Here is a 21,794-nt window from a genome sequence, read left to right as displayed (position 1 = left end):
GGGCCGCCTCCTCCTGAGTGGATCCGCCGGGTCGCGCGGGCCGACTTCCGTCCACCCGTCTCCGCGTCCCCGTCCAGCCTAGACATGCGGAGGGCGTGGAAGCGATCGGGCGCGCCCCCAGGGGTGTGGGGTGTCCCGCCCGGGCGCGGAGGGTCGACGAGGGCGGACCCACCCCCGTACCTGCGCCGCCCCGCAGCCGGATGCTGCCGGGGTGCCGACGAGGGCGGACCCACGCCCGTTGCGGCCCCTCTCACACGTTCTGGACCGGGCCTCCGTAGATGTCGTCGATGACGGGGGCGAAGCGCTGGAGGACGACTCCGCGCTTGACCTTCATCGACGGGGTGATCAGGCCGTTGGCCTCGGTGAAGTCCGTGGTGAGGATCTTGATCTTGCGGATCGACTCCGCCCGCGACACGTGCTGGTTGGCCCGCTCGATCGCGCGCTCCAGGCTCGCCTGGACCTCCAGGTCATTGGCCGCCTCGGACACCGACATCTCGGGGAGTCCGTGGTTCTTCAACCACATGGGCAGCATCTCGGCGTCCAGGGTGATCAGGGCGGAGATGAACGGCCGCTTGTCACCGACCACCACGACCTGGGAGATCAGCGGGTGGCCACGCAGGTCGTCCTCCAGGGCCGCGGGGGCGACGTTCTTCCCGCCCGCAGTCACGATGATCTCCTTGGCGCGCCCGGTGATGCGCAGGTAGCCGTCGCGGTCCAGGGAGCCCAGGTCACCGGTGCGGAACCAACCGTCCGCGGTGAAGGCCGCGGCCGTCGCCTCGGGGTTGCCGCGGTACCCCTTGAAGATCGAGGCACCCTTGAGCAGCACCTCGCCCACCTCGGAGATACGCACCGACAGTGGGGGCAGGGGCGGGCCGACGGTCCCGATCTTGGACAGTCGCGGGGTGTTGACGGAGACCGGTCCGACCGTCTCGGTCAGGCCGTAGCCCTCCAGGACGGGGATCCCGATCCCACGGTAGAAGTGGGCCAGGCGTTCCGACAGTGGCGCACCTCCGGAGACGATGTAGTCCACGTTGCCACCCACCAGACGCAGGATCTTCTGGTAGACGAGACGGTCAGCCACGGCGCGCTGGGCCTTGAGGCTGGCCGAGGGCCCCTCCTCCGTGTCCTGTGCCCGGGAGTGGGCGATGGCGACCTTCGCGGCCCACCGGAAGATCCGCTGCTTGCCACCGGCACCGGCCTGGGCGTCGGCGGAGTTGTAGATCTTCTCCAGCACGCGGGGCACCACCAGCAGGTAGCTGGGGCGGAAGGTGGCCAGGTCCGGCAGGAGGTTCTTGATGTCGGAGGTGTAGCCGAGGACGCCCTCGCCACTGAGCTGGAAGAGCTGCAGGAAGCGGGCGAAGACGTGGGCCAGCGGCAGGAACAGCAGCAGGCGGGACTCCGGGTGCATCGCGATCTCGGGCATCCACTGGTTGGCGTTGAGTGCGAGGTCGGTGAAGTTGCCGTGCGTGAGCACGGTGCCCTTGGGGGTGCCCGTCGTGCCCGAGGTGTAGACGATCGTCGCCACGGATTCCGTGGTCAGCTGCGCGGTGCGCGCCGCCACGTCGTTGCGGGGCACGGTGGCCCCGGCCTCGACGATGGTCTGGATGGCCTCGGAGTCCAGGGAGAGCACCTGGACGTCGTCGCGCCCGGCCTTCTCGGCGGCCGCCTTGACCAGCTCCGACATGGTGATGGTCTCCGTGACCACCAGACGGGAACCGGTGTCGGAGAGGATGTGCTCGATCTGGTCGATGGAGGACGTCTCGTAGATCGGGACGGGCACCAGACCCGCGAACCAGCAGGAGAAGTCCAGCAGGGTCCATTCGTAGCGGGTGTGCGACATGATCGCCACCGTGTCCCCGGCCTGCAGGCCCAGGCCGATCAGCCCGGCCGCAGTGGACTGGATCTGCTCGTAGAACTGGTTGGCGGTGATGGGGATCCACATGTCGCCCATGTGCTGCTTGCGCTCGATGATGGGCCGACGCGCCGAGCGGGCGACGCGCTGCTGGAGCAGGCGGGGGATCGTCATCGTGTCGTCGATGCGCACCAGCACCGGTGCGTGCCACTCCAGGGCGCCGTTCTCGGGCGCCTCCTCCGTCGAGGGGACGGAGGCCCCGTCGCGGGGGATCGGTGGAGGGGATCTCCGACGAGGGCGGACCCGCGAAGGCCCCAGCCGTGGACTCCCTCACCGGTGCGGGGACGGCCCCGCCCGAACGTTCGGCGACCTCGCGGGTCTCCGCGCTGTCCTCGACCTCGACCTCGGGGTGGACGCCCTCCCCGGGTTCGCGCTGGTGGTCCTGCCCTGCCATGTGTACTCCTCGGGGTCGGGGTGCCTCGGTCGGGATGGGTGCTGGGTGGCTGTCCGGTGGACCGGCGGATCCGCGCGGACCGCTGGCCCACCCGGGCATGCCCCGGGCCGCCGGCGGGAGCCGACGGCCCGGTGTGCTCAGGCCTTCTTGCGGCGGGCGGGCGCCTCACCGAGCTCGAAGGCGGTGACGGCGGTCTGGGACTCCGAGGAGACGGTCTCGGTGGTCCCGCCCTCGTCGGTGGCGGACGCGGTGGCGGCGACGGCGACGAGCGTGAGCTCCCCCTCGATCTTGGTGGCGGCGCGCAGGTCGGCGGAGACCTCCTCCAGGACGGGGAGCGCCCCCTCGGGTGCCGAGACCGTGACCGCGAGGAACGGCGTGCATGGGGAGACCTTGGCCTCCGACTTCACGCGGCGCAGGACCACCAGTGCCGCTGAGGCGGTGCGCAGGACCTCAGGATCGCCCTCGATGCCCACCAGCGCTGCGGCGTCGGGCCAGGGGGCGCGGTGCACGGACCCGGTGCGGTACCAGGACCACACCTCCTCCGTCGCGTAGGGCAGGTAGGGGGCCAGGAGGCGCACCACGGTGTCGACCACGACGGCCAGGGCCGTGCGGGCGGAGTGGGCGGCCTGCTCGCTCCAGGCACCCTCGCGGTTGTAGGCGCGTTCCTTGACCAGCTCCAGGTAGTCGTCGCAGAAGGTCCAGAAGAAGGTCTCGGTGACCTCCAGGGCGCGGGTGTGGTCGTAGGCGGCCAGGGCCTGCCCGGCGGCGGCGACCACGTCGCGCAGCTCGGCCAGCACCGAGCGGTCCAGCGCCTCCGTGACGTGGGTGGGGTCGAGGTCCAGCTCCGTGTCCTCCCCACCCATGGTGAGGGCGAACTTGGAGGCGTTGAGGACCTTGATGGCCAGGCGGCGCCCGATCTTCATCTGGGACTCGTCGAAGGCGGCGTCCGTGCCCAGGCGGGCCGAGGCCGCCCAGTAGCGCACCGCGTCGGAGCCGTGCTTCTCCAGCAGGCCCATGGGGGTGACGACGTTGCCCTTGGACTTCGACATCTTCTTGTGGTCGGGGTCCAGGATCCACCCGGAGATCGCGGCGTGTGCCCAGGGCAGCGCGTCGAACTCCAGGTGGGCGCGCACCACGGTGGAGAAGAGCCAGGTGCGGATGATGTCCTGGCCCTGGGGGCGCAGGTCCATCGGGTAGACGCGGGAGAACAGGTCCGGGTCCTCCAGCCACTTGCCGGCGACCTGCGGGGACAGGGAGGAGGTGGCCCAGGTGTCCATGATGTCGACCTCGGGGGCGAAACCCCCGGGCCGGTTGCGCTGGTCCTCGGTGTAGCCCGCGGGCACGTCCACCGTGGGGTCGACGGGCAGCTGCTCGGGGGAGGGGGTGATGACGGCGTCGTGGTCGACGGTGCCGTCCTCGTCGATGCGGTACCACAGCGGCAGGGGCACCCCGAAGAAGCGCTGGCGGGAGACCAGCCAGTCGGTGTTGAGTCCCTTCACCCAGTTGTCGTAGCGCACGCGCATGAAGTCGGGGTGGAAGTCGAGCTCACGCCCGCGCTCCAGCAGTTCCTCGCGCAGGTCCCGGGAGGCGCCCGGACGCGTGTAGGGGCGCCCGCCGTTGCGGATGTACCACTGGCGTGAGGTGACGATCTCCAGGGGCTTGTCGCCCTTCTCGAAGAAGTTCGTCATGCGCTTGGTGGGGACCGGGGCGCCGATCTCCTCACCCGACGCGGTCAGCGCCTCGTCGACGACCTTGCGGGCGGAGAACGTCGTCTTGCCGGCCATCTCGGCGTAGAGGCGGCGCCCCTCGGGGCTCGTGATCCAGTCGGGGGTGGTCGCCACGATGCGTCCGTCCTTGGCCAGGATGGAGCGCAGCGGCAGGTGGAGTTCGCGCCACCACTGGACGTCGGTGAGGTCACCGAAGGTGCAGCACATGGCGATGCCGGCGCCCTTGTCCATCTCGGCGGCGGGGTGGGGGAGGACGGGGACCTCGACGCCGAAGCCGGGGGAGGTCACGGTGGTGCCGAAGAGGGGCTGGTATCGGGCGTCGTCGGGGTGGGCGACCAGGGCGCAGCAGGCGGCCAGGAGTTCGGGACGCGTCGTCTCGATGACCACGTCGCCGGAGCCGTCGGTGCGGTGGAAGGCCAGGGAGTGGTAGAAGCCGGGGTACTCACGTGCCTCGAGCTCCGCCTGGGCGACGGCCGTCTGGAAGGTGACGTCCCAGAGTCCCGGGGCCTCGGCCTGGTAGACCTCCCCGCGTCCCAGGTTGCGCAGGAACGCCGCCTGGGCGACCTTCTGGGCGTCGGCGCCGATGGTCTGGTAGTGGTGCTCCCAGTCCACGGAGAGGCCGAGCCTGCGCCACAGGGCCTCGAACTGGACCTCGTCCTCCTTCGTGAGGCGCTGGCACAGCTCGATGAAGTTGGGGCGCGAGATGGGCAGCTGGTCGGCGGCCTTGATGGACCTGCCGTCACCGCCGTCGTGCGGGGGGACGAAGTCCGGCTGGTAGGGCAGCGTCGGGTCGACGCGCACGCCGTAGTAGTTCTGCACGCGGCGCTCGGTGGGCAGGCCGTTGTCGTCCCAGCCCATCGGGTAGAAGACCTCCTTGCCGCTCATGCGCTGGTAGCGCGCGACGATGTCGGTGTGCGTGTAGGAGAACACGTGGCCGACGTGGAGGGACCCGGAGACCGTGGGGGGCGGGGTGTCGATGGAGTAGACCTGCTCGCGGGTGGCGGTGCGGTCGAAGGCGTAGGTGCCCTGCTCGTCCCAGCGTGCGCCCCACTTCTCCTCCAGCCCGTCGGCACCTACGCGGTCCGGCACCGTGGGTGCGGGGACCGACGTCGGGCTGGGGGTGAACTGGTCGCGCATGGTGGTTGTGCTCCATCTTGTCGTTGGGCATGCGTCCCCAAGACTACGAGGTGGGCGCGTCGCGTACCAATGCCGCCACGGGGTGTCCGGTCCGACCCCCTCTCCCACCCACCCCTTTCGCCGAAGTCCGCTCTGTTCCGACCTCGAGGTCCGCTCTGTTCGGGTACTGAGGTCCGCTCTGTTCTGCCCCCGAGGTCCGCCCTCGTCCCCCACGAGGGCGGACACGCCCTCCGCTGCGGTCCACCCGTGTGGGCGCCGGAGGTCCTGCGCCCGGCGCCCGTCCACCGAGGGGGCTGGATCCGCCCGCCGGTGGGCCCGGTCGGGAGGAACCGGGATCAGTCGGGCTCAGCCGAGCTGGCGGTCCCGGGCGACGGCCGCGTCGACGGCGTGGACGAGGGCGGGGGAGAGCCCCGCTTCCTCTGCGGCCAGCAGGCCGGCGATCGTGGTGCCACCCGGGGAGGTCACCTGGTCGATGAGCTGTCCCGGGGTGGTGTCCTCCTCGGCGGCGGAGAGGACCAGCGTCGCCGATCCCGCCAGGGCCTGCGCGACGATCGCCACCGCGCGCTGCTTGGGCAGGCCGTGCTTGACGCCGGCGCGCGCCAGGGCGTCGATGATCTGGAACACCCAGGCCGGCGAGCACCCGGCCAGTGCGGAGAACACCGCGAAGTCGCGCTCCTCGATGGTCACGGTGCGCCCGATGGCGTCGAGCAGGGAGCGGACCTCGGTGCGCTGCTGCTCGGTGACGGAATCGTTGGGGCACATCGCCGTCATCGACTCCCCGATCTGGGCGTTGACGTTGGGCATGGCACGCACCAGCGCGACAGGCGCGCGGAAGTCCTCCTCCATGGAGGCCAGCGTCCTGCCCGCGGCGATGGAGACGATGCAGGTGTCGGGGTGTTCCGCCACGGTGTCGCGGATGTCCGCGATGACGCGCTGCTGGACGTGGGGCTTCACGGCCAGCACGATGTGGTCGACCTCGCCGGCCAGGGTGCGGTTGTCGGTGGCGGTGCCACCCAGTTCGGCGGCGAGGGCGGGGGCGTGGATCCCGTGCGAGTCGGAGAAGAACAGGTCGGAGCCGTCGAAACCTGCGGCGACCGCACCCCTGGCGATGGCCGCGGCCATGGAGCCCGAGCCGATGAATCCGATACGCATGTGGGTGCCTCCTGGGTGGTGTCCTGTGCCCTCCGCACGGGTCGGTGCGGGTCCTGGACCCAATCTAGGCCAACTGCCCGCCGGGACCCATCGGGTGGCCGTCCGGATCCGGCAGGTGGCGCCGTCCGGCGGGGTCAGGTCGGGCCGGGTCGGTTCGGCCGGGTCAGGTCAGGTGGACTGGACGGGGCTCTCCGGCGCCGGGGCCCACGCGGGGGTCCTGTCGCGGGACGCGTGGCGACGAGGGCGCCCCGGGCATGCTGGGCCCCGCAGCCTCACAGCCTCACAGTCGCGGCCCAGCGCCGCGCCACCCGTCCCCTCAGCGCTTGCGTGTCCCGAAGATCGACCGCGTGATCTCGCGTCCCAACTGGGTGCCCGCCGAACGCATCGCATTGCCCAGCGCCTTCTCGAAGTCACCGGTGCGGCGCTCCGCCGCGCGTCGGGCGGCCTCCTGCTCCTTCTCGCGCTGCTTCAGCGCGGCACGTGCCGCCCGCTCGACCTCCGCCTGGCGGGCCTTCTCCGCCTTGGCCGCAGCTGCGGCATCGGCCTTGGCCTGCTTCTCCGCGGCTGCCTGCTCAGCGGCCTCCTGGGCGGCCCGGGCCTTCGCCGCCTGCGCCTCCTGGGACTGCCGGGCCAGCTTCTCTTCCGCGGAGTCCGGGTTGACGGCGGTCGCGTACTTCGCGCCCAGGGGGGAGGCCGCCACCAGGGCTGCCACGGTGCCGGGCTGCGCGGGTCCCATGACGGAGGCGGGGGCCCACACCCGCGTGGGGGCGACCGGCGTCGGGCGCCCGTCGGGGGCGAGCACCGTCACGACGGCCTCGCCGGTGCCCAGGGTGGTGAGCACCTCGTCCAGCTCCAACTCGGTGCGGGGGAAGGTCTCCACCGTCTGGCGCAGCTTCTTCTGGTCCTCCGGCGTGACGGCACGCAGCGCGTGCTGGACGCGCGAGCCCAACTGCGCCAGGACGTCTGCGGGGATGTCCTTGGGGGTCTGGGTGACGAAGACGATGCCGACGCCCTTGGAGCGGATCAGGCGCACCGTCTGGACGACCTGGCGTCGGAACTCCTTGGTCGCGTCGGCGAAGAGCAGGTGGGCCTCGTCGAAGAAGAACACCAGCGCCGGACGCTCCGGGTCCCCGACCTCGGGCAGTCCCGAGAACAGGTCGGCCAGCAGCCACATGATGACCGTGGACACGAGGGCGGGGCGCTGGGCCATGTCTCCGACACCCAGCAGGGAGACGACGCCGCGCCCGTCCACCTGGCGCAGCAGGTCGGCGGTGTCGAAGGCGGGTTCCCCGAAGAACTGGTCACCGCCCTGGGCCTCCAGGGTGGTGAGGGCCCGCAGGATGACGCCGGCGGTTGCTGGGGACACCCCGCCGATCGTCGCCAGCTCCGGTTTCCCGTCGGGGGAGGTGAGGAAGGCGATGACGGCGCGCAGGTCCGCCAGGTCCACCAGCTCCAGACCCCGCTGGTCGGCCCACTGGAAGACCAGCTGGAGGGACTGCTCCTGGGTGGTGTTGAGGCTGAGGGCGCGTGCCAGCAGGATCGGACCGAGGTCGGACACCCTGGTGCGCACCGTGGTCCCCGGGAACTGCGTCTGCGCCCCGCCCAGGCTCAGCAGCTCGACCGGGAACGAGGCCGGCTCCCAGGCCTGCCCGTTGGCCCGGCTGCGTGCGCTGAGTTTCTCCGAGGCCACCCCCGGCTCCGCCAGTCCGGTGAGGTCGCCCTTGACGTCGCAGAGCAGGACGGGGGTCCCCGCCGCGGAGAGCCCCTCGGTGAGGAGCTGGAGGGTGCGGGTCTTGCCGGTGCCGGTGGCCCCCGCGACGAGCATGTGCCGGTTGAGGACGCCCAGCGGCACGCCGACGGTCACCCCGGGCACGGGCGCACCCCCGTCCAGCAGCGTCCCGATCGTCACGGAGGGCACCCCGAAGGTGTAGGCGTCGCGCACCTGCCCGGCGAATGCCGACAGGTCCGGGCCGGTCGGGGTGTCCTGGTCCGACGAGGGCGTCCCCGCCCCGGCGGTCGGTGCGGTCGCGGGTGCGGGTGAGGGCGTGTCGGTTGAGTGGGACGCCGTGTCGGGTGAGGGGGACCCTGGTGCTGGTGCTGGTGCTGGTGCTGGTGCTGGTGCCTCGGCTGTGTCCCCCGCCTCGGGTGCGCCCTCCGCGCCGGGGCTGCTCGTGGTCGATGCCTGAGCGGCGGCGAGCGCCGCCCGTGCCGCCTCGGCCTGCGCGCGGGCCGCCTCCGCCTCTGCTGCCGCTGCCCGGGCCTCAGCCTGGGCCAGTTGGGCGCGCAGTTCCTCCACGTTGTCGCTCATGGTGGCGATGCTATCCGCTCCCGGAGGCTCGCCGGAGGACTCCCGCGCGGAGTGGGGCACCTGCGGTGAGGATGGGAAGGTGTACGCCATCCATGTTGCCGTCCGCCCCGACGGAGGTGTCTCCCCCTTCCTGTGGAAGGGGCTCGATGACGCCCTCGCCGCCCGACCTGCCTCCACGCGCCGGGGGTTCCTGGGCATGGGGCGCCCACCTGCGGAGGAACGACGCAGGCGCTTCGCCCCACTGCTGGCGGTGTACCGCTGCGAGTTCGGCGCGGAGGTGCTCGGGACCAGGACACTCGGCTCGGAGCCCCTGGGATGGTGCGACCGCTCCGAGGCGCCGGACCAGTTCCGGGTGGTCACCGCCCGTCCGGATCCCGCCACGGAAGCGGTGCTCGCACGCTGGGGGCTCACCCACCGCGTCGAGCAGTACGGGGAGCACACCTGGGAGGGGCTCGTCCCCACCACCGCCGTCACCAGTGCGTGGATGGAGCTCCGACGGGTGTTCCCGGTCCCGCTCGGTTTCCCGGGACCCTCGACCGGCCGCCGAGCCCTGGACCCGCAGCGCCTGCCCCTCCTGCCCGGAGACGTTCCCGGGCTCCTCCACGACCTGGGCCTGCTGCGCGGCCGTGACCTGCCCGCCCCGTGGGAGCCCGCCTTCTACCGGCCCGATCTCGTCCGGGGAACGACCGCAGTGCCGCCGGAGCTGTGGGTCCGCCCGGCTCCTGTGACGACTCCTGAGGATGCCCACTCCCTCGCGGACGGGCGGTGGCGGGATCTCGTGGGCCCGCACCGCCACTGGGTGATGCGCGCTGACCACCTCGGCCCGCCCAGCCGTGAGGAGGCTCCCCGGGACGGACTGCCCCTGCGCTGCGCGGCGTGCGGGCAAGTGCTGGCGGAGAGTGGCCAGTGGGAGTTCCGGCCCTCCCACGAGGCCAATGACATCGCACTCGGCGTGCACCAGTTGATCGCCCACGCACTCGCCGCCGAGGCCCCCGAGGACGACTGGGGGAGGCCCGGCGGCGGTGCCGGGTGTCCCTCATGTGGGGGCTTCCTCGGCGCGTGGGTGGATGCCCGGGACGCCGCCCCCACCGCCGTGCCCGACGAGGGCGGCGACTCCGTCCTGCAGCCCGGGGGCGCCTCCGGTCCCGTGCTGCCGGTCGACGAGGGCGGACAGAGGAGCGCGCAGCCGTCGTCCCGGACATGCCTGGAGCACCTGCTGAGGCCCGCACTCGCCACCGTTTCGACCCGTGTGCCGGGCGCAGTGCCTCGGTAGGTCCGCAGTTGACCAGCGCCGTCTGATCTGTCCACAGGTGGGGCACGGCGTGGTCCCCTGTCCACAAGCGGACTGGTCCGCCCTCGTCAGGACGCGTTGCACCCCCTACCGTCACCTGCGTGGATTCCCTGCGCAGGCGCCGCATGCGTCGACTCACCAGGGCCGTCTACGACGGCGCGGCCGCCCGCCGCGGCGACCCGGAGGAACGGCCGCGGGTCCGGGTGCTGCCCGGTCCCGGGGCGCTGTGCGTCCTCGTGGTGGTGCTGCTCCTCATCACCGCTGCCTCGGTGTGGAGGAGTCTCTCCGGGACCCCGGAGGTGCCCGTCACCCAGGCGGGGATGTCGGGCGGGAGTCCACAGGACCTGGCCGCCGACGGTCTGCCCACCGGCAACCAGACCGACGAGGACACCTCCGGCGGCAACCTGCCCACCGGGACCCCCGCAGGCAGTGGAGGCGGAACCGTCCTCCACACGGACCCCACGGGCACCCAGGTCGTGGTCGTCTACGTGACGGGGCAGGTGCGGGCTCCCGGGGTCGTCGAGCTCCCTGCGGGCTCCAGGGTGGGTGATGCCGTCGAGGCGGTGGGCGGGGCGGGACCGGGCGCGGACCTGGCGGCCGTGAACATGGCGCGCGTCCTGGTCGACGGGGAACACATCGTGCTCCCCGCACCGGGGGAGACCGTCCCCGACCCGGGTGGGGCCACGGGGTCGGCGGGAGGAGGCGCGGACGCCGGGACATCGGCAGGCGGAGCCACCTGCGTCGACCTCAACACGGCCGATGAGCAGGGACTCCAGGCGCTCGACGGGATCGGCCCCGCCCTGGCGGGGAGGATCGTGGCACACCGCGACCAGGTCGGCTCCTTCACCTCCGTCGAGCAGCTCGACGACGTGCCCGGCATCGGCCCGGCCCTGGTCCAGCGCATCTCCCAGGACAGCTGCCAATGAGCGGGGGACGAGGGCGTGCCGGTGGGAGCGGCCCCGGCCCCACGACACCCCGCGACGCAGATGCCGTCCGGGGTCCGGCGGCCGCATCACGGCAGTGGAAACGCCACCCGGGAATGCTCGACCGCAGGCTGGCACCCCCCGCTGCGGCAGTCTGGACAGGGTGCCTGGTCGCCACGGCGCCGGGGAGCTCCGGTCCCGGCGTGTGGGTGGCGGCCGTCGTCCTGGTCGTGGCGGCCGCGGCTCTGGTGGGGTGGTGGCGGCGGGACTCGCGCTCGCGGCCCCGGCGCCCCGGTGCGCATGCACTGGTCCCGGGCGGCTCAGTGCGCCTGGGAGTCGCCCTGGCCGTGGCCTCATCGTCTGCGGGCCTGGTCACCGGTGCAGCAGCGATGGCGGCACACGAGCGTGACCCGACGACCGTCCTCCTGGCATCGGGGGCCCAGCACCTCGAGGTGACGGCAGAGCTGCTGGGTGATCCCCGGCCCCAGCGCGCGCGTTGGGCGCAAGGGGTGAGTTCGGCGGACGTGCGTGTCCTGACGGTGGCGGTGCCGGGCGCACGGCAGGGGCAGACCGGCGCGGGGACCCCTGCGGTGGTCCGGGACCAGGAGTTCGTGAGCCGGGCACGCATGCTCGGCAGCGGGCGTGGGTGGGAGCACCTCGCCCGCGGCGACCTCGTCCGGATGGAGGCGCGGGTCTCCACGACGTTCCGCGCCGAACCGCCGTGGGCGGGTGTCCTCAGGGGTGACGACCCGGAGATCCTCCAGCGGCCGGGCGGGTGGCGCGGTGCCGTGCGGGAGGTGCGCGCGGCCCTCCTGCAGGCATCCGCAGGACTGGACGGCCAGGGGCGGGCGCTCGTGCCGGGGATGGCGGTGGGTGACGACCGGCGCATGGACGCGCAGCTGCGTGAGGACATGCTGACCTCCTCCCTCACACACCTCACGGCCGTGTCGGGCTCACACGTGGCGATCATGCTCGGTGTCGTCGTGGCACTGGTGCCCGGGCGCGGGGCTGCGCGGGCAGGGGCCGCCCTCGTGACCATGGCCCTCCTCGTGGCAGTGGTCGGGCCCGAGCCGTCGGTGGTGCGCTCCGTCTCCACTGCGGGGGTCGGGGTGGTGGGCCTCCTGCTGCGGAGACCGGGACAGGCACAGTCGGCCCTGTGCGCGGTGGCCACCCTGCTCCTCCTCGCGGACCCGTGGTCGGCGAGGTCCTTCGGCTTCGCGCTCTCGGTCCTGGCGACGTGGGGCGTGGTGGGTCCGGCCGCCTCCTGGCAGCGGTGGTGGGAGCAGCGGGTCGGCGAGCACTCGGGGCCGGGGCGTCTCCTGGGGAGGCTCGGGCCGGTGGTGTCCGTGCCCGTCGCCGCCCAGCTGATGGTGGCCCCGGTCCTCCTCCTGCTCAACCCCTGGCTGCCACTGTGGGGGGTCGCGGCGAACGTCGCCGCGGCCCCGGCGGTCGCGCCCGCCTCCCTGCTCGGCATCGCGGCCGCAGCGGTGGCGTGGTGGTGGCCCGGGGGTGCGAGCTGGCTGTGCCAGGCGTCGTCACTGTTCACCGGGTGGATCGCAGGAGTCGCCTCGGTGGTGGCGGGCTGGCCGGGCTCCCGCATGCCGTGGCCGGGTGGGGTCCGAGGTGCGCTCGCCCTGACGGCGCTGATCGCCCTCGTCGTTGCCGCGCAGCGCCTGGGGCGTCGGTGGTGGCGGGTCGCCCCCGAGGCGGAGGAGCCCGGGGCGGAACCCGCGAGGACGGGCAGCGGGGGAGAGCCCACCCCAGGAGCCCACGGTGCGTGGGAGACTGTCCTGCGTCCCCCTCACGACGCGGGGGAGCGCAGGTGACATGAGGAGGTCGACGATGGCAGCACGTCGTGGCAGGTCGGCACCGACACCGGTCACGCTCGCCCCCGTGGTGCTGGTCAGGGGATCCGAGGGACTGCTCGCCGATCGGGCGATGGACCGACTCCGCCACCTCGCACTCGAGGCCGATCCGGCCACCGAACGCACCGACATCCCTGCTGCCGCCTACCAGCCCGGCCAGCTGGACGTCTACACCTCACCCTCCCTGTTCGGGGAGTCCCGCATGCTCGTGGTCCCCGACCTGGAAGCCATGTCCGACGCCCTGCTCACCGACCTCCTGGCCTATGTCGCTGCCCCGGCACCCGATGTCTGGGTGCTGTTGCGACACAACGGGGGCACGCGGGGCAAGAAGCTGCTCGACGCGATCGCCCGCGAGGGGTTCCCGGTCATCGCCGCCGACCCGCTCAGGAGCGCACGGGACAAGCTCGATCTCGTCCAGTCCGATGTGAGGAACGCCGGGCGCGCCATCGACCAGGACGCCGCCCAGGCGCTGGTGGACGCACTGGGCAACGACGTGCGCTCCCTGGCGGCCGGCGTCGCCCAACTGATCAGCGATGTCGAGGGGCGCATCACCTTGGCGGATGTGCACCGCTACCACTCCGGACGCGTGGAGGCCACGGGCTTCGAGGTGGCCGACGCCGCCATCGGTGGTCACACCGCCCAGGCCCTGACCCTGCTGCGCCACGCCTTCGAGACGGGGACGGACCCCGTCCCCCTGGTGGCCGCGTTGGCCATGAAGCTGCGCGCCATGGCGAAGGTGTCGGTGGCGGGCGGTGGGGGACCGGGCAAGCTGGGCATGGCCCCCTGGCAGGTGGAACGCGCCCGCCGGGAGCTGCACGGGTGGGAGGACTCGACACTCGCGCGTGCCATCACCTCGGTGGCCGTGGCGGACGAGGAGGTCAAGGGCCTCTCCCGGGACCCACAGCGCGCCGTCGAGAAGTGCGTCATGACGATCTGCCTGCTCAGGGGCACCCACCGCTGAGCCCCACCCCACCCCCGACAACGCCGAAGTCCGCTCTGTTCTGACCTCGAAGTCCGCTCTGTTCGGGCACTGAGGTCCGCTCTGTTCGGGCACCGAAGTCCGCTCTGTTCGGGGCTCGAGGTCCGCCCTCGTCCCCTCGTGGGGACCCATCAGCCGCCTCCGGCCGCCGCGCCCACCCGCCCCCGGCCGTCCGCCGGGAGGTCCGCCGACTGCCGGGGCTCGGCGACCGGACGACCACCACCCGCGATGGACAGGGGCCAATGACGACGGGAGGGGGCGGACCCTCAGGTCCGCCCCCTCCCGGGAAGTGCTGCGACAGTCGACTCAGATCGAGGCGACGCGCTTGGCCAGCTTCGACTTGCGGTTCGCCGCCTGGTTGCGGTGGATGACGCCCTTCGAGACGGCCTTGTCGAGCTTGCGGGACGCGACCTGGAGCGCCTTCTCCGCAGCTTCCTTGTCGCCGGCCTCGACGGCCTCGCGCGTCTTGCGCACGTAGGTCTTGAGCTCGGACTTGACGGCCTGATTGCGCACGCGACGCTTCTCGTTGGTGCGGATCCGCTTCATCTGGGACTTGATGTTGGCCACAGTCGGGATTCTCCTTGGTTCGTGGACAGTAAGGGTCGGTGAGGGCTGTGCCACCACGGGGACTGGGACGTGGGGACATCCGCAAACCATGGCGACCAGACCCCCCGCCCGACCGGGCTGGGAGTCCGACCATCGAGTCTACACGGGTGCCTGCGGGTGCTGCCATCCCCGAGGGCCGTCGAGCGCGTGAACACCGTCACGACAGTGCTCCCCGGGTGCATCCTGCGGCCCGTTGCGGCTACGAGGTCCACCCCGAGGGCTTCCCCGCGGGTCTCCCCGACGGGTGCCCCGCGGCCTCGGCCACTGTCCGCAGGCCCGCGACGACCCTGTCGAAGGTGGCGCGCGGCAGCACCGCGCCCTCGCGCCGGACGTCGCTTCCCGACACCCACAGCGCGCGGTCCAGTCGCACCTCCGACGGGCGCCCCTTCGAGTCCCAGGCGCCCGTCCCGATGTCGAGCCAGTACCGACCGTTGCGCGCCTCCTGGGCGGCGTCGCGGTCGTGGTCCTTCGACGTCATCTGGGCGACGTACACACCCTGACCGGAGCGGCCCAGCACCACGACGGGGCGGTCCTTGCCCTGCGTGGCGTCCTCCTGGTAGGGCACCCAGGTCCACACGACCTCGCCCGGGTCGGCGTCCCCGTCGGGCGAGGGGTCGTAGGCGACGTGAGCGAGCGCCTCGCCCAGCGGGACCTCCCGGATGGAGGTGCGGGCAGCCGCGGTGGGTGCGGGGGCGGTCGCGCGCGTACGAGGGCGGGGCCGTGATCCTGCCGCATCCGTGTGTGCCCGGTTCCGGTCCACCTTGTCGGAGGTGCGGGCGGAGCTGATGAGGGACCCGACCAGTGCCGCGCCGGCGGCGCGGAGGATGCGGGTGAGTGCGTCGGTCACGTGAGTGACCCTAGCTGGTGAGGAGGACCAGGGCCGAGACGATGGCAGTCGTCGCCGTGACGGGAATGACGAGCGCGGTCGCGAAGAAGAGCACGAGGGTGGGTCGCACGTCCCTCTCCAGCCAGGGGGACGAGGCGGTCCCGCCCACCCAGGTGCGGGCGGCGCGCTGGGCGGCCTCGACACGGGGGAGATGGGTGGGACGGCGCAGGTCGAACTCGGCGCGCGCGGCGCGCCAGTCGGACTCCCGACGCAGGGAGTTCCCCCGCTGCTGCGGGTCGGTCGTCACGAGCACGGTCGAGCCTCCCGAACGCGGGGCCCGGCCGAGTTCCCGGACGAGGCGGTGCCGGTCGAGGGCGAGTGCGCACACGACGACCACGGCCACCAGGGCGATGACCAACGGGATCCAAGATCCGACACCGTCCCTGGCGCGCACGACCAGTGCACCCAGCACTGCGCAGGAGAGGGTCGTGACTCCGGCCGCCGCGATGAGCACGGCACCCCCGGCACTGGTCAACTGGGCCAGGACCCGGGAGAGCCTCTCGCGGCCGGTCCCGTTCTCCGTCGATTCCACTGCTCTCTCCTCCGTCCGTCCTGGGTTCCGTGCGCCCTGGCTGCCACGTGCTGCCGGAGCAGGCCAGATGTGGTCCGTCCGGGGTCCTGCCACCATTGTCCCCGCTCCGGCACTGTGCCGCACGGGCCAGGCACGGCGTCGACGAGGTGACGCCCGCCGCCACCTCGCCGAGCCCGTGTTCCTCGGTCCACGGTCGACCTCCCACCGCCAACCTCCCACGGTCCACGCCCCGTGTGGTGCGGTGTGCGCGCGAGTCCACAGGCAGAGCAGGTCCCCATCCACAGAACTCACCGTCCCGTCCTCGTCGGGAGGCTGCTGTGCCACGCTCGACCTGACAGGAGCAGTACGGAGTGGGATGGACCAGGAGGAAGTGGACATGAAGGCCAGGACGCCACAGGACGGGCCGTTGACCCGCCACATGATGCCGACATCAGGCAAGCTCGGTGAGCACGTCGAGGGGCTCTCGGAGGCGCTGCGCAGCGCGGACCTCGGAGACCTCGTGTCGGCCGTGGCACAGGTCGAGGCGATCCTGGACCGGGGGGACGTGAGCGTCGATGCCGCGCTCTACCTGCGCAAGCATCTCATCGACTGGTTCGGGCAGATGGGAATGGCGGGGGAGTCCCGACGCACCGCCACGGCCGCCGCGCAGGAGGCCCGCGTCCACCTCGGGCCCCGGCACGAGATGACGCTGGTCATGCGCAGTTCGGAGCTCTACTGGATGTGCATGAGTGGGTACGACGACGTCGCCCAGAGACGCTTCCCGGAGCTGATCCGCGACGTCGAGAAGCGCCTGGGCCCCCGCGACCCCCTCGCCTGGGCGGTGCGGACGAACTCGGCGATGCCCCTCAAGCGCGTCGGTGACTTCGCGGGTGCCGCACGCGTCTACCGGCGCCTCCTCCAGGACATGTCGGGGGTCCTGGAGGACACCGACATGCTGGTGATGACCACCCGCGACAACCTCGCCGAGGTCCTGGCGGGGGCCGGTCGTTTCGAGGAGTCCACGCGCCTGTACGAGGCCCTCCTCGTTGACATGCTCGCCATGTCCCGGGTGGGGGACCGTCGCGTGCTGCGCCTGCGCGACGAGATCGCGGCGAACGCCTTCTGCGCAGGGGACTTCGGACGGGCGCGGGAGCTGTGGGGCGTGCTCGCCGAGGACTGCCGTCGGCACCTGGGTGAGTGTGACCCCGAGACGGCGCGGCAACGCACCCTCCAGATCCTCCTCGCCGTCGAGCAGGATGACCCGGAGGCCGTGGTGCACTGGTGCCGGGTCCTCCTGGACAACCTGCCGGAGGACTTCGAGCGCGAGGACGTCGAGGGGTTCCGCGAGGTCATGCGCACGTTTGCCGATCGCTGCGGGAACGGGGAACACGCCCACGGGCGGGAGGTCACCCGTGCGGGCGAGGTCGTGGAAGAGGACGTGGACGTGGACGTGGACGTGGAGGAGTGTGCCACCGAGGGTGGAGTGGCGGAGCGCGCGGGAGACGGCGGGGCGGGGGACGAGGGTGGGGTGGAGGGCGTGGACGAGGGTGGGGCGGAGGGCGTGGACGAGGGCGACGCCGCATGAACACTCCCTCCATCATTCCCCCGCCGAAGTCCGCTCTGTTCGACCGTCGAGGTCCGCTCTGTTCGGTCACTGAGATCCGCTCCACCGGGCTGTGTCTGCGCTTCTGGGCATGGCGCGTCACCATGGGCGAGACGTGCCCGGCCCTGCACGAGGGCGGCTCCGTGGTCTCCCGGGCGTCAATTGGGGAACGTGTCGCGCATGCGCATGCGCACGAGGTCGGCGAGCTCGTCGGGGGACAGGCCCAGGGGGCGTGCAGCCCGGACGAGGGACCCCAGTGCGGCTTCAAGCCCCCGGAGGGCGCCCACCGTGTCGTCGGTCCCGGCTGCGTCGGCGGCGGCCGGGAGAGGTCCACGAGCCACAATCGTCCCGGCGCGCCCCCGGGTCTCCACCACGCCGGAGCGTTCGAGTTCCCGGTAGGCACGCGCCACCGTCCCGGGAGCAACGCCCATCTCCCCGGCCAGCGTCCTCACGGGTGGAAGCCGGTCGCCCAGGCGGAGGTCCCCCGATGCGACCAGGGCCGCGACCTGGGCGCGGATCTGTTCGTAGGGCGGCACTGCTGAGGAGAGGTCGACAACGATCGAGGGCATGGCTCAGACCCCGACCGGCTCGTGCGCGAACACCTGACGGGGAAGGAGACAGACGAGCAGGCCCACACCGATGATCCCCGCGGCGAACTGGAGTGCGGTGGACAAGGCAGCCGTCCCCGCCATGTCGCCGCCTCCGGACTGCGCGGTGCCCAGCAGCAGGTCCACCGACCACGCGCCTCCGGGCAGGCAGCAGATCGCGCAGCACCAGTTCACCAGTGCCGACCTCGGGTCCCATCCGCTCTCCGGGGCGGGTCGGCGCCGGATGAGCGTCACTGCCGCGCTGCCCAGACCCGAGACTGCCATGACGGCGAGGAGTCCCAGGACCAGGTGCCACCCAGCCGGAGCCTGCAACCCGGCCACGACGGCGGAGGACCCGTCCCGCAGGGTGGTCCGGGGGAGTGGAAGACGTGTCAACACGACGCCGCAGAACAGGGCCACCAGCCCCGTCACCACCGGCCCCGTCCAGATCCTCACCCATGTCCAGCGTGTGAGGTCGGGTCCGCGAGCGTCCAGAGAAGCGCTGCGGATGGTGCCCGTCCTGCGTGCCGAGCGGGACGAGGCCAGGACTGCGGCCCCGAGTGGGGGCGCGGTGAGAGCCAGAGTGGCCCAGGCCCGGGCCCAGCTCCCAGCGGTCTGGGAGTCACCGCTCGAATCCGCGACGAAGGGAACGCACAGTGCCAGCAGGACCAGGCCGACGAGGACGGAGGCACCCAGGTAGACCCAGGTGAGGGCTCGTGAAGGGCTCACTCCCTGCGGTGTGGGGGGACGCACGCTCCCGTGGACCAGGAGGCGCCACAGGAGCACCAGGACGACCAGGGCGATCGCCACCGGGACCAGCATGAGGAGGAGTGCAAGGGGGAAGAACAGGACGGTCAGGCTCACGGCAGGTCTCCCTCAGGGAAGGTCGGACACGGAATGTATCTATGTACTGATACTTTGACACAAAACTCCGCTCTCGTGTGCTGTCCGGGAACCCTTCTCCCCGGGCCCCCTCGGCCCGACCCGTCTGTGCCCCGTCACGCACCCCAGCCCTGACCGGGACCAATGGGACGCAGTGGGGTGTGCCCCACCGCGCAGCACAGCGGTTGGCGCCCCCGGGGCGGGTGATGGGACGATGGGGGCATTCCACCCCGTCCACCGGAGGTCCTCGTTGGCTCCCATCCCCACGCCCGACCAGCTCGCGTCGATCCGTCCCGCGCGCACCCCGCAGGAACGCATCCGCAACTTCTGCATCATCGCGCACATCGACCACGGCAAGTCGACCCTGGCGGACCGGATGCTCCAGCTCACCGGCGTGGTCGAGTCGCGCGACATGCGCGCCCAGTACCTCGACCGCATGGACATCGAGCGTGAGCGCGGCATCACCATCAAGTCCCAGGCCGTACGCATGCCCTGGGAAGCTGCCGGCACCGCCTACGCCCTCAACATGATCGACACCCCCGGCCACGTCGACTTCACCTACGAGGTCTCCCGCTCCCTGGCCGCCTGCGAGGGCGCGGTCCTGCTGGTCGACGCCGCCCAGGGCATCGAGGCCCAGACCCTGGCCAACCTCTACCTGGCCATGGAGAACGACCTGGTCGTCATTCCGGTCCTCAACAAGATCGACCTGCCCGGCGCCCAGCCCGACAAGTACGCCCACGAGCTCGCCCAGCTCCTCGGTGTGGACGAGTCGGAGGTCCTGCGCGTCTCGGGCAAGACCGGCGAGGGCGTCCCCGAGCTGCTCGACCGAATCGTGGAACTCGTCCCCGCGCCCTCCGGTGACGCCGACGCCCCGACGCGCGCCATGATCTTCGACTCCGTCTACGACACCTACCGCGGCGTGGTCACCTACGTGAGGGTCGTCGACGGCTCGTTGTCCACCCGAGCCAAGGTGCGCATGATGTCGACGGGCTCCACCCACGAGCTCCTGGAGATCGGCGTGATCTCCCCCGAGCCCACCCCCTCCGACGGCCTGGCGGCCGGGGAGGTCGGCTACCTCATCACCGGCGTCAAGGACGTGCGCCAGTCGCGGGTCGGCGACACGGTGACCACGGCCGTGCGCGGGTCGACGACCCCACTGGCGGGTTACCGTGACCCCAAGCCCATGGTGTTCTCCGGGATCTACCCCGTCGACGGCTCCGACTTCCCGAACCTGCGTGACGCGCTGGAGCGCCTCCAGCTCAACGACGCGGCGCTCACCTACGAGCCGGAGTCCTCCGCGGCCCTCGGCTTCGGGTTCCGCTGCGGCTTCCTGGGGCTCCTGCACCTGGAGATCGTGCGCGAGCGCCTCGAGCGCGAGTTCGACCTGGACCTCATCGCCACCGCCCCCAACGTCGTCTACCACGTCGTGGCCGAGGACGGCACGGAGATCCGGGTCGACAACCCCTCGGAGTTCCCCGAGGGAAAGATCTCCGAGGTCCGCGAACCCGTCGTCAACGCCACCGTGCTCACGCCCACGGAGTTCGTCGGCCCCGTCATGGAGCTGTGCCAGGAGCGCCGCGGCACGATGAAGGGGATGGACTACCTCTCCGAGGACCGCGTCGAGATCCACTACGTGCTGCCCCTGGCCGAGATCGTCTTCGACTTCTTCGACCAGCTGAAGTCACGCACCCGCGGCTACGCCTCCCTGGACTACCAGGAGGCGGGGGAGCAGTCCGCGGACCTGGTCAAGGTCGACATCCTGCTCAACGGGGAGAAGGTCGACGCCTTCTCCGCCATCGTCCACCGCGACGCGGCCTACGCCTACGGCCTGCGCATGACCAAGCGCCTCAAGGAACTCATTCCGCGCCAGCAGTTCGAGATCCCCGTCCAGGCGGCCGTCGGTGCCCGCGTCATCGCGCGCGAGACGATCAAGGCCCTGCGCAAGGACATGCTCGCCAAGTGCTACGGCGGCGACATCACCCGCAAGCGCAAGCTGTTGGAGAAGCAGAAGGAGGGCAAGAAGCGCATGAAGTCCATCGGGCGCGTCGACGTCCCCCAGGAGGCCTTCATCGCCGCCCTCACCTCCGACGTCCCCACGGGGAAGAAGTGACCTCCCATGACTGACGAGGGCGACCCCGCGCGCGCTGGGGACGGGGCAGGTCGGGGGGCGCAACCCCCGGGTCACCGCCACGGGCACGGCCCTCGCCCCACCGGTGCTCCGGCCCCCTACCTGGCCCGCACCAAGTCCTTCACGCGCCGCTCCCGACCCCTCCACGACTCCCTGCGGCGCACCATGGAGCACCACGGGGCGGACTTCGTCCTCGACGTCCCCAGGGCCGAGGGCTGGACCACCGTCGCACCCGGGTTCCACCCCGACCTGGGCGCAGCCTTCGGGCGCCACGCGCCCCTGGTGGTCGAGATCGGCCCCGGAGTCGGTGAACAGGTGGTCGCGGCCGCACAGCGCTGGCCGGATCGTGACTTCCTGGCCTTCGAGGTGTGGCAGCCGGGCATCGCGAAACTGGTCTCACGCGCGGTCTCCGCCGGCGTGGCCAACATCCGCGTCATCGAGGCCGACGCCGCCCAGGCACTGCCCATCGTGCTCGGGGAGGCCAGCGTCGACGAGGTGTGGACCTTCTTCCCCGACCCCTGGCGAAAGGCCCGGCACCGCAAGCGGCGCCTCGTCAGTGACGCCTTCGCCCTGGAGGTCGCCCGCGTGCTGGTGGACGGTGGTGCCTGGCGCCTGGCCACCGACTGGGACGACTACGCCTGGCAGATGCGCGACGTCGTGGAGGCATGCCCCGAGCTGGCCAATCCGCACGCGGGGGAGCGCCTCGACCCGCAGGACCCGGAACCCCTGCGTGGTGGCTTCGCCCCGCGGTGGGAGGGTCGCGTGACCACGCACTTCGAGACCCGCGGACACGACGCCGGGCGCAGCGCCCACGACGTCCTCGCCGTGCGCCTGCCCCGCATCCCGGCCGCCGACACCCTGGAGGGGACCACCTCCCTCACGAGCTCGCCCTCCACGAGCTCG

The 21,794-nt window shown here is 72.0% G+C and carries 16 protein-coding genes; 7 read left to right on the top strand and 9 right to left on the bottom strand.

The window, feature by feature from the left end:
• Nucleotides 1-250: 250 nt before the first annotated feature.
• From BQ9890_RS06435 to BQ9890_RS06420, 4 genes are all read right to left on the bottom strand, one after another.
• Nucleotides 251-2,125, bottom strand: coding sequence for an AMP-dependent synthetase/ligase (locus BQ9890_RS06435; RefSeq protein WP_075890233.1), 1,875 nt, complete (start codon nucleotides 2,123-2,125; stop codon nucleotides 251-253).
• 318 nt (nucleotides 2,126-2,443) lie between these two features.
• Nucleotides 2,444-5,170 (bottom strand): valine--tRNA ligase, encoded by a 2,727-nt coding sequence (valS, locus tag BQ9890_RS06430; protein ID WP_075890231.1) that lies wholly within the window; start codon nucleotides 5,168-5,170, stop codon nucleotides 2,444-2,446.
• A 345-nt stretch (nucleotides 5,171-5,515) separates the two neighbouring features.
• Nucleotides 5,516-6,322 carry a pyrroline-5-carboxylate reductase gene (gene proC / locus BQ9890_RS06425; RefSeq protein WP_075890229.1) on the bottom strand — a complete coding sequence of 269 codons (807 nt, stop codon included), beginning with the start codon at nucleotides 6,320-6,322 and terminating at the stop codon, nucleotides 5,516-5,518.
• 316 nt (nucleotides 6,323-6,638) lie between these two features.
• A complete protein-coding gene (locus BQ9890_RS06420) occupies nucleotides 6,639-8,630 on the bottom strand; it encodes a helicase HerA-like domain-containing protein (protein WP_075890227.1) in 1,992 nt (663 codons plus the stop codon).
• 79 nt (nucleotides 8,631-8,709) lie between these two features.
• On the opposite strand from BQ9890_RS06420, the gene BQ9890_RS06415 reads away from it, so the two are divergent.
• From BQ9890_RS06415 to holA, 4 genes are all read left to right on the top strand, one after another.
• Nucleotides 8,710-9,903 (top strand): hypothetical protein, encoded by a 1,194-nt coding sequence (locus BQ9890_RS06415; protein ID WP_143226260.1) that lies wholly within the window; start codon nucleotides 8,710-8,712, stop codon nucleotides 9,901-9,903.
• A 119-nt stretch (nucleotides 9,904-10,022) separates the two neighbouring features.
• A complete protein-coding gene (locus tag BQ9890_RS06410; protein WP_230297847.1) occupies nucleotides 10,023-10,847 on the top strand; it encodes a ComEA family DNA-binding protein in 825 nt (274 codons plus the stop codon).
• A gap of 113 nt (nucleotides 10,848-10,960) precedes the next feature.
• Nucleotides 10,961-12,670, top strand: a complete 1,710-nt coding sequence (locus tag BQ9890_RS06405; RefSeq protein ID WP_075890223.1) for a ComEC/Rec2 family competence protein — start codon at nucleotides 10,961-10,963, stop codon at nucleotides 12,668-12,670.
• 16 nt (nucleotides 12,671-12,686) lie between these two features.
• Nucleotides 12,687-13,670 carry a DNA polymerase III subunit delta gene (holA, locus tag BQ9890_RS06400; RefSeq protein ID WP_075890221.1) on the top strand — a complete coding sequence of 328 codons (984 nt, stop codon included), beginning with the start codon at nucleotides 12,687-12,689 and terminating at the stop codon, nucleotides 13,668-13,670.
• 324 nt (nucleotides 13,671-13,994) lie between these two features.
• Here the strand turns inward: holA and rpsT are convergent, their stop codons facing one another.
• The 3 genes from rpsT to BQ9890_RS06385 all read right to left on the bottom strand — a co-directional run bounded on the left by rpsT (nucleotide 13,995) and on the right by BQ9890_RS06385 (nucleotide 15,712).
• Nucleotides 13,995-14,255 carry a 30S ribosomal protein S20 gene (gene rpsT / locus BQ9890_RS06395; protein WP_075890219.1) on the bottom strand — a complete coding sequence of 87 codons (261 nt, stop codon included), beginning with the start codon at nucleotides 14,253-14,255 and terminating at the stop codon, nucleotides 13,995-13,997.
• A 238-nt stretch (nucleotides 14,256-14,493) separates the two neighbouring features.
• Nucleotides 14,494-15,141, bottom strand: a complete 648-nt coding sequence (locus BQ9890_RS06390) for a type II toxin-antitoxin system PemK/MazF family toxin (RefSeq protein WP_075890217.1) — start codon at nucleotides 15,139-15,141, stop codon at nucleotides 14,494-14,496.
• 10 nt (nucleotides 15,142-15,151) lie between these two features.
• Nucleotides 15,152-15,712: a hypothetical protein gene (locus BQ9890_RS06385; protein ID WP_075890215.1), complete on the bottom strand. Its 561-nt coding sequence runs from the start codon at nucleotides 15,710-15,712 to the stop codon at nucleotides 15,152-15,154.
• 376 nt (nucleotides 15,713-16,088) lie between these two features.
• On the opposite strand from BQ9890_RS06385, the gene BQ9890_RS06380 reads away from it, so the two are divergent.
• Complete coding sequence (locus tag BQ9890_RS06380) at nucleotides 16,089-17,276, top strand: hypothetical protein (protein ID WP_143226259.1); 1,188 nt, start codon at nucleotides 16,089-16,091, stop codon at nucleotides 17,274-17,276.
• Nucleotides 17,277-17,452: 176 nt separating this feature from the next.
• Here the strand turns inward: BQ9890_RS06380 and BQ9890_RS06375 are convergent, their stop codons facing one another.
• Nucleotides 17,453-17,863, bottom strand: a complete 411-nt coding sequence (locus BQ9890_RS06375; RefSeq protein ID WP_075890211.1) for a GntR family transcriptional regulator — start codon at nucleotides 17,861-17,863, stop codon at nucleotides 17,453-17,455.
• A gap of 3 nt (nucleotides 17,864-17,866) precedes the next feature.
• The gene (locus BQ9890_RS06370) at nucleotides 17,867-18,745 is read right to left on the bottom strand and encodes a hypothetical protein (protein WP_075890209.1); all 879 of its coding nucleotides are present in this window, start codon (nucleotides 18,743-18,745) and stop codon (nucleotides 17,867-17,869) included.
• A gap of 232 nt (nucleotides 18,746-18,977) precedes the next feature.
• Here BQ9890_RS06370 and lepA point away from each other — a divergent pair, with 232 nt between their 5' ends.
• Nucleotides 18,978-20,873 carry a translation elongation factor 4 gene (lepA, locus tag BQ9890_RS06365; protein ID WP_075890207.1) on the top strand — a complete coding sequence of 632 codons (1,896 nt, stop codon included), beginning with the start codon at nucleotides 18,978-18,980 and terminating at the stop codon, nucleotides 20,871-20,873.
• A gap of 6 nt (nucleotides 20,874-20,879) precedes the next feature.
• On the top strand, nucleotides 20,880-21,794 hold a 915-nt coding region (gene trmB, locus BQ9890_RS06360; protein WP_078062277.1), incomplete at its 3' end, for a tRNA (guanosine(46)-N7)-methyltransferase TrmB.

Source organism: Actinomyces provencensis, assembly GCF_900155435.1.
Taxonomy (GTDB): domain Bacteria; phylum Actinomycetota; class Actinomycetes; order Actinomycetales; family Actinomycetaceae; genus Pauljensenia; species Pauljensenia provencensis.
The sequence above is the reverse complement of the archived record's forward strand: the minus strand, read 5'-3'. Positions and strand labels throughout refer to the sequence as shown.

Coding starts and splice junctions, on each gene's coding strand:
- lepA (WP_075890207.1), top strand. CDS start 18,978: ATGGGGGCATTCCACCCCGTCCACCGGAGGTCCTCGTTGGCTCCCATC.
- BQ9890_RS06420 (WP_075890227.1), bottom strand. CDS start 8,630: ATGAGCGACAACGTGGAGGAACTGCGCGCCCAACTGGCCCAGGCTGAG.
- BQ9890_RS06375 (WP_075890211.1), bottom strand. CDS start 17,863: ATGCCCTCGATCGTTGTCGACCTCTCCTCAGCAGTGCCGCCCTACGAA.
- proC (WP_075890229.1), bottom strand. CDS start 6,322: ATGCGTATCGGATTCATCGGCTCGGGCTCCATGGCCGCGGCCATCGCC.
- BQ9890_RS06380 (WP_143226259.1), top strand. CDS start 16,089: ATGAAGGCCAGGACGCCACAGGACGGGCCGTTGACCCGCCACATGATG.
- valS (WP_075890231.1), bottom strand. CDS start 5,170: ATGCGCGACCAGTTCACCCCCAGCCCGACGTCGGTCCCCGCACCCACG.
- holA (WP_075890221.1), top strand. CDS start 12,687: ATGGCAGCACGTCGTGGCAGGTCGGCACCGACACCGGTCACGCTCGCC.
- BQ9890_RS06405 (WP_075890223.1), top strand. CDS start 10,961: ATGCTCGACCGCAGGCTGGCACCCCCCGCTGCGGCAGTCTGGACAGGG.